Origin of the sequence: Pseudomonas sp. C2B4, assembly GCF_013359695.1 — a bacterium.
Lineage (GTDB): Bacteria > Pseudomonadota > Gammaproteobacteria > Pseudomonadales > Pseudomonadaceae > Aquipseudomonas.
The window spans coordinates 86,525-96,332 of the sequence record NZ_JABFMU010000019.1 but is presented as its reverse complement, the minus strand read 5'-3'; the positions used below and the strand labels follow the sequence as shown (position 1 = coordinate 96,332).

Annotated in this window: 10 protein-coding genes; 6 read left to right on the top strand and 4 right to left on the bottom strand. The window is 59.5% G+C overall.

The genetic code is table 11. The features are described 5' to 3' along the window. Window positions 1-78: 78 nt before the first annotated feature. Window positions 79-846 carry a class III extradiol ring-cleavage dioxygenase gene (locus HNQ83_RS14850; RefSeq protein WP_175389655.1) on the bottom strand — a complete coding sequence of 256 codons (768 nt, stop codon included), beginning with the start codon at window positions 844-846 and terminating at the stop codon, window positions 79-81. Between the two features lie 103 nt (window positions 847-949). On the opposite strand from HNQ83_RS14850, the gene HNQ83_RS14845 reads away from it, so the two are divergent. After that, window positions 950-1,606, top strand: a complete 657-nt coding sequence (locus tag HNQ83_RS14845) for a thiopurine S-methyltransferase (RefSeq protein WP_175389661.1) — start codon at window positions 950-952, stop codon at window positions 1,604-1,606. 182 nt (window positions 1,607-1,788) lie between these two features. On the opposite strand, the gene htpX is transcribed toward HNQ83_RS14845, so the two are convergent. Both htpX and HNQ83_RS14835 read right to left on the bottom strand, forming a co-directional pair. Further along, window positions 1,789-2,679, bottom strand: coding sequence for a protease HtpX (gene htpX / locus HNQ83_RS14840; RefSeq protein ID WP_007973520.1), 891 nt, complete (start codon window positions 2,677-2,679; stop codon window positions 1,789-1,791). Window positions 2,680-2,996: 317 nt separating this feature from the next. Continuing rightward, window positions 2,997-4,208: a pyridoxal phosphate-dependent aminotransferase gene (locus HNQ83_RS14835; RefSeq protein ID WP_007983502.1), complete on the bottom strand. Its 1,212-nt coding sequence runs from the start codon at window positions 4,206-4,208 to the stop codon at window positions 2,997-2,999. 225 nt (window positions 4,209-4,433) lie between these two features. Here HNQ83_RS14835 and msrB point away from each other — a divergent pair, with 225 nt between their 5' ends. The 3 genes from msrB (at window position 4,434) to HNQ83_RS14820 (ending at window position 5,967) form a co-directional block, all read left to right on the top strand. Further along, window positions 4,434-4,829: a peptide-methionine (R)-S-oxide reductase MsrB gene (gene msrB, locus HNQ83_RS14830; RefSeq protein WP_175389660.1), complete on the top strand. Its 396-nt coding sequence runs from the start codon at window positions 4,434-4,436 to the stop codon at window positions 4,827-4,829. A gap of 194 nt (window positions 4,830-5,023) precedes the next feature. After that, entirely contained in the window at window positions 5,024-5,509 is a 486-nt protein-coding gene (locus HNQ83_RS14825) for a glutathione peroxidase (protein ID WP_008009392.1), read from the top strand. After that, window positions 5,506-5,967 carry a MarR family winged helix-turn-helix transcriptional regulator gene (locus HNQ83_RS14820; protein ID WP_175389654.1) on the top strand — a complete coding sequence of 154 codons (462 nt, stop codon included), beginning with the start codon at window positions 5,506-5,508 and terminating at the stop codon, window positions 5,965-5,967. The genes HNQ83_RS14825 and HNQ83_RS14820 overlap by 4 nt, the downstream gene beginning before the upstream one ends. Here HNQ83_RS14820 and HNQ83_RS14815 read toward each other — a convergent pair. Then, the gene (locus HNQ83_RS14815) at window positions 5,951-8,314 is read right to left on the bottom strand and encodes a response regulator (RefSeq protein WP_175389653.1); all 2,364 of its coding nucleotides are present in this window, start codon (window positions 8,312-8,314) and stop codon (window positions 5,951-5,953) included. The genes HNQ83_RS14820 and HNQ83_RS14815 overlap by 17 nt on opposite strands. Before the next feature lie 124 nt (window positions 8,315-8,438). On the opposite strand from HNQ83_RS14815, the gene HNQ83_RS14810 reads away from it, so the two are divergent. Together HNQ83_RS14810 and HNQ83_RS14805 are read left to right on the top strand one after the other, a co-directional pair. Beyond that, entirely contained in the window at window positions 8,439-9,329 is an 891-nt protein-coding gene (locus HNQ83_RS14810; protein WP_175389652.1) for a DUF815 domain-containing protein, read from the top strand. Further along, complete coding sequence (locus HNQ83_RS14805; protein ID WP_175389651.1) at window positions 9,326-9,808, top strand: GAF domain-containing protein; 483 nt, start codon at window positions 9,326-9,328, stop codon at window positions 9,806-9,808. Before HNQ83_RS14810 ends, HNQ83_RS14805 begins: the two co-directional genes overlap by 4 nt.

Sequence of the window (9,808 nt, the reverse complement as noted above, 5' to 3'; positions counted from 1 at the left end):
ACCAACTCCCCCCGGAGGTCCCCCCAATTATTTCTGTGGGAGCGAGCCTGCTCGCGAAGGCAGCGACTCGGTCTCCAGTCAGCCGAAGCGGTAAATATCCATGCCGAGCGCGCCCATGGTGAACCCCTGGTGAGCGATGCTGAAATCTCCCCCGGCACTGCGGGCAAAATAAAGCGGCAGCAAATGTTCATCACTGGGATGGTTACGCACGGCGTTCGGAGCCTGTTGACGATAATCGTGCAGGGCCGTTTCGTCATCGGCCTCAAGTTTCTCGATCATCCAGTCGCGAAATACCTTTGCCCAGGGTTCAACGCTCTCGGGGCCGGCGTGCCAGTCCAGTTCCCGCAGGTTGTGGGTAATGCTGCCGGAGCCGATCAGCAGTACACCCTGTCCGCGCAGGCTGGCCAGGGCATGGCCGACACGGGTTTGCAGGGCAGGGCCACCTTGGGTGGGCAGGGAAACCTGGACAATCGGGATATCGGCCTGCGGATACATCAATGACAAGGGCACCCAAACCCCATGGTCGAACGGGCGCCGGGTATCGATGTGTGCCGGAAGGTCTGCGGCGTTCAACAGCTCGACAACTGCTGCTGCCAGCTGAGGATCGCCGGGTGCCGGGTATTGCACTTCGAACAGTGCCCGTGGAAAGCCACCGAAGTCATGCCAGGTTTCGGGCCGGGGATTACCGCTGACCAACAGTTCTTGGCTTTCCCAGTGCGCGGAAACAATCACGATGGCTTTGGGTTTGGGCATGTCTGCCGCCAGGCGCGCGAGGGCCGGCCCGCTGGCGCCGGGTTCCAGGGCTAGCATGGGGGAACCATGGGATATGTACAGGCTGGGGAACATGAATGAGCTCCGGAGAGTTAAGATGACGCCATCTTCAGTCAGATCATTGATCTAAATCTAATATAAGTTTTAGGGTGTTTTGATCGAATTTTCGGGGTTATTTATGCAGCCGGAGTTTTGGCACAAGAAGTGGGCGTCGAATCAGATCGGCTTTCACCTGCCGCAGGTGAACCCTTATCTTCAACGTTTCTGGCCACAGCTGGGCGTGGAGGAAAGTGCGCGGGTGCTGGTGCCTTTGTGCGGCAAGAGCCTGGATTTGTTGTGGCTGGCCCATCAGGGGCATGAAGTCCTGGGGATCGAGTTGTCGGAGAAGGCCGTTGAGGATTTTTTCAGTGAGCATCAACTGGATCCGGCCGTCAGTGAACAAGGGCCGTTCAATGTCTATCGGGCGGGCTCCATCGAGCTTTGGTGTGGGGATTTCTTCGCGCTGACGCCTGGCGACGTTGCCGATTGTTCCGCGCTTTATGATCGCGCCGCGCTGATTGCGTTGCCGCCGGCGATGCGTGAGCAGTATGCGACGCATTTGAACCGGATATTGCCCAAGGGGTCTCTGGGGCTATTGATTACGCTGGATTACGATCAGGCTGAAATGTCGGGGCCGCCATTTGCCGTGCTCGATGATGAAGTGCAGCGGTTGTTCGGGGCTTCCTGGACATTGAAAGTCCTGGAGGATCAGGATGTGCTGAGCGAGAGCGGGAAGTTTCTAGAGGCGGGTGTTACGCGGCTTGAGGAGCGGGTTTATCGGGTTTCCAGTCGGTAATCTTGGTTGACTGTCCCGGCCCCTTCGCGAGCAAGCCCGCTCCCACAATGGATGCGTGTCGTTCACAAACCCCCTGTGGGAGCGAGCCTGCTCGCGAAGGGGACCTAAGGGGCATCCAACATTTAAGCAGACAAAAAAAAGGCCCGCATCTCTGCGGGCCTTCTTGTTTACCTCTGGATGACTCAGCCCCGACGACGAGCCAGTGCGTCGATACGCTCTTCCAGCGGCGGGTGGCTCATGAACATGCGAGCAAACCCTTGCTTGATGCCACCGTTGATGCCGAAGGCATTCAGGGTGTCGGGCATGTGCACCGGCAGGCCCTGTTCGGCACGCAAGCGCTGCAGGGCGCCAATCATCGCGGCAGTACCGGCCAGGTTTGCCCCGGCTTCGTCGGCACGGAATTCCCGTTTGCGCGAGAACCACATGACAATGGCGCTGGCCAGGATACCCAGGACCAGTTCGGCGAAGATGGTCGCCACGTAGTAAGCGATGCCCTGGCCTTCTTCGTTCTTGAAGATCACCTTGTCGACAAAGTTGCCGATGATCCGCGCGAAGAACATCACGAAGGTGTTCACCACGCCCTGGATCAGCGCCAGGGTCACCATATCGCCATTGGCCACGTGGCCGATCTCGTGAGCCAGAACGGCTTTCACTTCATCCGGCGAGAAGCGCTCGAGCAGGCCCTGGCTGACCGCGACCAGCGCGTCGTTCTTGTTCCAGCCTGTGGCGAACGCATTCGCCTCGTAGGCCGGGAAAATCCCGACTTCGGGCATCTTGATCCCGGCTTCCCGGGACAGTTGCTCGACGGTTTGCAGCAGCCATTGCTCGTGGCGAGTCCGTGGCTGGGTGATGATCTGGGTGCTGGTACTCATTTTCGCCATCCATTTGGAGATGAACAGCGAGAACAGGGAGCCGGCGAAACCAAAGACCGCACAGAAAATCAGCAGCTGATTGAGGTTGAGATCAACCCCGTTGGCCGCCATGAACCCGTTGAAGCCGAAAAGGCTCAGGGTGATGCTGGCAATCAGCACGACCGCCAGGTTAGTGGCCAAAAACAGCAGGATGCGCATCATGGTTGTAGAAATCTCCTTATGCTAAAGATGTAGCGTACTGCGGGGTATATAAGGTGCTGCACCGGGGTATTCAACCGGGTGACTATTTCAAACTGTGTCCTACGGCAATAGCTTAGCTGCTTGCAGGGCATTTCTGATATTGAACAGGGAAGTGTTTGTAGGACCCGTGGGCGTTGCAGACCCCGCCGTTACTAGGCGAGAAACGCTTCTGAGTAGTGGGGCAGGGGCCGGGGCTGCGAGAGTCCGCTAGGTACACACATGTGTTGCTGAATGAATCACCGTGCGACGAGTGTGAGCGTCGCACGGTGACAGGCCGCTTACTGGCGATAGGACTTGAGGAAGTTGCCAATGCGTCCGATGGCCATGTCCAGGTCATCAACCCGTGGCAGGGTCACGACACGGAAATGGTCAGGCCATGGCCAGTTGAAGGCCGTGCCTTGTACCACCAGCAGCTTCTCGGAGAGCAGCAGGTCGAGGACAAACTTCTCGTCGTTGTGGATCGGGCAGACCTTCGGGTCGATGCGCGGGAATGCATACAGCGCACCCATCGGCTTGACGCAGCTCACGCCCGGAATGTCGTTGAGCAGTTCCCAGGTGCGGTTGCGCTGCTCCAGCAGGCGCCCGGGCGGCAGCACCAGATCGTTGATGCTCTGATAGCCACCCAGCGCGGTCTGGATCGCGTGCTGGCTTGGCACGTTGGCACACAGGCGCATGTTGGCCAGCATGTCGATGCCTTCGATGTAGCTTTGAGCGTGGTGTTTCGGACCGGAGATGGCAATCCAGCCGGAACGGAAACCGGCGACGCGATAGGACTTGGACAGGCCGTTGAAGGTCAGGCACAGCAAGTCAGGCGCCAGGGACGCGGTGCAGATGTGGACGGCATCGTCATACAGGATCTTGTCGTAGATCTCGTCGGAGAACACCACCAGGTTGTGCTGACGGGCCAGCTCCAGCATGCCCAGCAGCACTTCCTTGGAGTACACCGCGCCGGTCGGGTTGTTCGGGTTGATGATCACCAGGGCCTTGGTGTTCGGGGTGATCTTGGCCTTGATGTCGGCCAGGTCCGGCCACCAGTTGGCCTGCTCGTCGCACAGGTAATGCACCGGATTACCGCCCGACAGGCTCACGGCTGCGGTCCACAGCGGGTAGTCCGGAGCCGGCACCAGCACTTCGTCGCCGTTGTTGAGCAGGGCCTGCATCGACATCACGATCAGCTCGGAAACGCCGTTGCCCAGGTAGATGTCTTCAATGCCGACACCCTCCACCTGCTTTTGCTGGTAGTACTGCATGACGGCCTTGCGTGCGCTGAACAAACCCTTGGAGTCACTGTAGCCCTGGGCAGTCGGCAGGTTGCGGATCACGTCCTGGAGGATTTCGTCCGGTGCTTCGAAACCAAAGGGCGCCGGGTTGCCGATGTTCAGCTTGAGGATACGATGACCTTCCTCTTCCAGGCGTTTGGCGTGCTTGAGCACTGGGCCGCGAATGTCGTAGCAGACGTTGGCGAGCTTGTTCGATTTGCTGACCTGCATGGCGATGTGTTCCCGAAAATGAACGATCCAGGCGGCGTATGAACAACCGTACTGGGAATCCTGCGTAATCACACAGGCCTGACGCCTTGAGAGCAGCACCCATAAATCCGTTTGAATGCGCGTGGTCTGGCTGCCAGACTGGCGTTTGACGAGGCGCAATCATACGTGCCGCCCGATCCGTGGAAAAGGTACAGATCGGGCTTTTTCAGCCGCCGAGGTGTGATGATGGAAAAGTTGGAAAAAACCCTGGAAGAATGGAAGGCCATGCTCGACCCCGAGCAGTACAACGTGTGCCGTCTCAAGGGCACCGAGCGCCCGTTTTCCGGCAAATACAACGACAGCAAGGTCGACGGCATTTACCACTGCATCTGCTGCAGCGAGCCGCTGTTCGACTCCAAAACCAAATTCGATTCGGGTTGCGGCTGGCCAAGCTTCTACGCGCCGATCGGCGACAGTGCCATGACCGAAATCCGCGACGTCAGCCACGGCATGATTCGCACGGAAGTGGTCTGCAGCAAATGTGACGCCCACCTGGGCCACGTATTCCCCGATGGCCCGCCTCCGACCGGTCTGCGTTACTGCATCAATTCGGTATGTCTGGACCTGGTGCCGCGTAAATGATGCGAGCCCTGTAGGAGCGAGCCTGCTCGCGATGGGCTAAAGAGCAACGCGGGATGCCAGGCTTCCCGCGTTATCGGTGACGACCATCGCGAGCAGGCTCGCTCCTACAGTGGTGGGTATTTGATTAATTAAATTGCACACAATTCAATTGCTCGCTATGTTTGGCTCATCTTCTCGAATCCGGAGCCTCCATCATGAGCGACAATCTGCTAAGCATCCCTTGCACCACCATCAAGGGCGAGCAAAAGACCCTGGCGGATTTCGCCGGCAAAGCCGTGCTGGTGGTTAATACCGCCAGCAAATGCGGGTTTACCCCTCAGTACAAGGGCCTTGAAGAACTGTGGCAGACCTACAAGGATCAAGGCCTGGTGGTACTGGGCTTTCCCTGCAATCAGTTCGGCAAGCAGGAGCCGGGGAATGAAGGGGCGATCAGTGAGTTCTGCGAGTTGAACTACGGCGTCAGCTTCCCGCTGTTCAAAAAAATCGAGGTCAATGGTGCGGATGCCCATCCACTGTTCGTGCAGTTGAAAAAACGTGCACCGGGCGTGCTCGGCTCCCAGGGCATCAAGTGGAATTTCACCAAATTCCTGATTGGCAAGGATGGCCAGTTGGTCAAGCGTTTCGCCCCGGCGACCAAGCCTCAGGACCTGAGCCGCGAGATCGAAGCCCTGCTCAAATGAACAGCTTGTCCGTCGACTCCCTGAATCTCGACAGCCAGCTTTGCTTCAAGCTGTACGCCGCTTCCCGGGCGGTAATCCGGGCGTACAAGCCGATGCTTGATCAATTGGGCCTGACTTACCCGCAATACCTGGCAATGCTGGTGTTGTGGGAGTGGCAGGAAACAGTGCCGGAGCAGCCGACCGTCAAAGCGCTGGGCGAGCGCCTGGCGCTGGATTCCGGCACGCTGACACCTTTGCTCAAGCGCCTTGAGCAGCTCCAGCTGGTGCAGCGCCAGCGTTCGGCCCGGGATGAGCGAGAGGTGCACTTGAGTCTGTCGCCCGCCGGTCTGGCGCTGCGCGATCAGGTCGGGCCGCTGAAAGCCCGGCTGTTGTGCGACAGTGGCGTGGATCTGGATCGCCTGAATGCGTTGCGCGACGGCCTGGATCACCTGCTGGGGCAGATCAAGGCACTGTCGTAACGGGTATCCAGACATCCAGCAGGGCGGCCAGCTCTTCCCGGCGGAACGGTTTGGCCAGGTAGTCGTTCATGCCTGCCGCGCGGCAACGTTCGCGTTCTTCGGACATGGCGTTGGCAGTCAGGGCGACGATGGGCAGCTCTGGCCAGCGCCCGCTGCGGCGGATTTGCCGACTGGCTTCGTAGCCGTCCATCACCGGCATGTTGCAGTCCATCAACACCAAATCGAAATCGCTGCTTTCCAGTTGATCCAATGCCTCGACACCATGAGCGGCGACGATCACCTCGCATCCGAGTTTGCCGAGCATGCCCTTGGCCACCAGTTGATTGACCGGGTTGTCTTCGACCAGCAGCACCCGTGCGCGGCGTTGCGGGGATGGGGTGTCGATCCGGGTGTCGTCGATGATGGCGATGTCCGGTTGCAGCACACGCCGCAAGGTCTGGTGCAGGGCATTGCGTGCCAAGGGGCGTGCCTGCTGCTGCAGGGGGGCGAGGGCGTTGACCTGTTCGGTGGGCATGAAACTGCCGTAAGCGGTCACCAGCAAAATCGGCGCCGTGAACGTGGGGCGCAGATTGAACAGGCATTCGGGACAGTCGGTAATCAGCACATCGGGATTCAGACCGATCAATGGATCGTCGATCGCACGCTGCTCATATTCCACCCCCCAACCGGGCAGCACGCTACCGAGTAATTCCGCCAGGCCGCTGCTGGCGGAGGTGATGGCGATAACCTTGCCCTTCAAGGATGGCGGGGAGAGGGCCCGGGTATGGCGGGGCAGTGGCAACTGCGCACAGAACTGACTGCCAAACCCCGCTTCGGAGCTGATGGTCAGGCGTCCGTGCATGGCTTCGCAAAGGTTATGGGTCAGGGCCAGGCCCAATCCGGTGCCGCCAAACTGCCGGGTAATCCCGGCACCGGCCTGGGTGAAGGGCTGGAAGATCTTGACCTGGGCGTCCTGCGGGATGCCAATACCCGTATCGCAGACTTCGATTCTGACGCCATCGCCGAAGGTCGACAGGCGCACATCGACCCGACCGAAACGGGTGAACTTGAGCGCGTTGGACAGCAGGTTGCTGACGATCTGCCGTACCCGGGTCGGATCGCCGAGCACCAGCGCCGGAAAATGCGGATCGATCAGGCAGGTCAGTTCGACACTGGGCGCGGCGTTCTGCGACAACAGGTTGGCGGTGTCTTCGACCAGCGAGCCGAGGTCGAACGGGATGTGTTCGAGCTCGAGCTGGCCGGCATCGAATTTCGACAGATCGAGAATATCGTTGAGCAATTCCACCAGCACCTTGCCCGAGTCATGGGCGATGGCGAGTTGTTGCTGCTGTTCGGCATTCAGCGGCCCGTCAAGTGACAGTGCGATCATCCCCAGCAGGCCATTAAGCGGCGTGCGGATTTCATGGCTCATGTTGGCCAGGAAGACCGAGCGCGCTTCGGCCATGTCCAGGGCGGTGCTGCGAGCCACTTCCAGTTCCAGGTTGGATTGGCTGAGGCGGGCGTTGATGGCCTTGAGTTCGGCGGTACGCGCCGAGACGATATTTTCCAGTTGGCTCAGATAATCGGTGAGACGATTTTCCGCGTTGCGTCGCTGCTGGATTTCGGTGGAGACATTTTCGAATTGCTGGTTGGCGACCTTCACCAGCACGCCGATTTCATCGTTGGCATGGCCGGCCGGGCATTCCAGGGAGGTCGGTTCAGCGCTGCGCGAATCGCGCCCACTGAGCTCGCGGATAACCCGCACCAAGGGTTTGGTCAGCATCACATAGAACAATGCCAGGAGCAGGCCGGTCAGGATCAGGCTGCGGGCGAAGCCGTTGAGCAGGGTGACTTCGGCGCGACGCAGGAACCGGTAGCCGAATGAGTAAGTGTCCACGTCCAGTCGCAGCGTGCCGAGGGATTCGTTTGGCAAGTGGTCCAGATAGAGACGATCTTCAAATCGCCGGTCGGCCCCAAACAGCAGGTCGCTGATCACGCGATAGCCGCTTTGCAGGCCGGGTCGCTTGACGTTGGCCAGCACGTTGCCGTTGTTATCGGTCAGTCTCGCGCCGATGATCGCCGGGGAGCGCAGCAGGCCCAGTGTCAGTTCCTGGGCGAGTTCGGCGTCGATGTTATAGGCAATGCGGGAGGCAGGGTTGTGGCTGATTTCCAGCAAAGACAGGATTTCACGGTTGATGGAGGCGTCTTCACTGGCATAATCGATGCCTATTTGCAGCAGGCTGAGCAGCGTGCCCAGAATGAAACCGACCAGCACAGTAAGCCGGGCTTGCTTGTAAGACAGCCGGTTGGTGAACTTGATATCCATCGGGTGCTGAACCACTTCCGTTTCCCTTCGCTGCTCAAGCATAGCCGATCATGCATGGAAGCCGATGTTCCCGCGAGCCCTTGTACAGGGGCTTGGTACGGTCATCGAACGCTGTGTTCTGTCGCTGTATCGTCATCATTACTGTGAACGTGCCCGAGGAGAAGACGTGGATTCCCGATTGAATGCTTTTCTTGAACGCGCCGATGCCGTTCTGGCCCGCATCGAACCGCTGCTGCCCACCCCTCGGCAAGCCATCGACTGGACAGACTGCCTGGCTGCGCGCTGGCAGCGTGAAGGACGTGGCGGTTTTCTGCTGCCGCTGCACGTCAGTCTCGACATGCGCCTGTCCGACCTGATTGGCGTTGACCGGCAAGTGGAACAATTGGGGCGCAATACCCAACAGTTTCTCGATGGCATGCCGGCCAACCATGCCTTGCTCTGGGGTTCGCGTGGCACCGGTAAATCCTCGCTGGTTCGCGCCTTGCTCGCCGAGCACGCCAACGCCGGTTTGCGCCTGATCGAAATCGAGCGTGATCACCTGGCGGACTTGCCGCGGGTGGTCGAACAGATCGCCAAACTGCCCCAGCGGTTTGTGTTGTTCTGCGATGACCTGTCGTTCGAGTCGGGCGAGGGCGACTATCGCGTGCTCAAAAGTGTACTCGATGGTTCCCTTGAACAGGCACCGGACAACGTGTTGCTGTACGCCACTTCCAACCGTCGCCACCTGGTGCCGGAAAAGGAAAGCGATAACGAGAACTGGAAAAGGGTCGATGGCGAATTGCACCCCAGTGAGGCGGTGGAAGACAAGATCGCCTTGTCGGATCGCTTTGGCCTGTGGCTGTCGTTCTATCCGTTTACCCAGGAACACTTTCTCAACGTCGTCGAACACTGGATCGGTCAACTGGCCGACAAGGCCGGCCTCGAATGGCAACGTACCGAAGAGCTGGACATCCTCGCGGTGCGCTGGGCCACGGGGCGCGGCAATCGTAACGGACGTTGCGCGTATCAATTTGCCCGCTATTGGGTCGGGCTGAAACTGTTGGAGCACAAGGCATGATCGATTTACAAAAGAGCGGCCAGGGCCTCGAAGGCTACGGCATGCTGCACGCGCAGCTGGAATCGCTGCTGGCGGACGAGCGGGATTTCATCGCCAACGCCGCGCAGTTTTCGGCGTTCCTGTTCAATCAACTTGAAGACTTGAACTGGGCCGGCTTCTACCTCAATCGTGACGAGGAGCTGGTGTTGGGCCCGTTCCAGGGACAGATCGCCTGCGTGCGGATTCCGTTCGGTCGGGGCGTATGCGGGACGGCGGCGGCCACCTTGCAGACACAATTGGTCGAAGACGTGCACGCGTTCCCCGGGCATATCGCCTGTGACAGTGCATCGAACAGCGAGCTGGTGGTGCCACTGGTCAAGGACGGTCGCCTGATCGGGGTACTGGACCTCGACAGCCCGAAGCTGGCTCGCTTCACCGCGCAGGATCAGGCCGGTATCGAACAACTGGCGGCGATTTTCCTGCGTCTGACCGATTGCTGA

Bases quoted from the DNA above. Each gene is read 5' to 3' on its own strand.
- HNQ83_RS14835 (WP_007983502.1), bottom strand. From the start codon at position 4,208: ATGCAGGTCAGCAAATCGAACAAGCTCGCCAACGTCTGCTACGACATT.
- HNQ83_RS14815 (WP_175389653.1), bottom strand. From the start codon at position 8,314: ATGCTTGAGCAGCGAAGGGAAACGGAAGTGGTTCAGCACCCGATGGAT.
- HNQ83_RS14850 (WP_175389655.1), bottom strand. From the start codon at position 846: ATGTTCCCCAGCCTGTACATATCCCATGGTTCCCCCATGCTAGCCCTG.
- HNQ83_RS14820 (WP_175389654.1), top strand. From the start codon at position 5,506: ATGAACAGCTTGTCCGTCGACTCCCTGAATCTCGACAGCCAGCTTTGC.
- msrB (WP_175389660.1), top strand. From the start codon at position 4,434: ATGGAAAAGTTGGAAAAAACCCTGGAAGAATGGAAGGCCATGCTCGAC.
- htpX (WP_007973520.1), bottom strand. From the start codon at position 2,679: ATGATGCGCATCCTGCTGTTTTTGGCCACTAACCTGGCGGTCGTGCTG.
- HNQ83_RS14845 (WP_175389661.1), top strand. From the start codon at position 950: ATGCAGCCGGAGTTTTGGCACAAGAAGTGGGCGTCGAATCAGATCGGC.
- HNQ83_RS14805 (WP_175389651.1), top strand. From the start codon at position 9,326: ATGATCGATTTACAAAAGAGCGGCCAGGGCCTCGAAGGCTACGGCATG.
- HNQ83_RS14825 (WP_008009392.1), top strand. From the start codon at position 5,024: ATGAGCGACAATCTGCTAAGCATCCCTTGCACCACCATCAAGGGCGAG.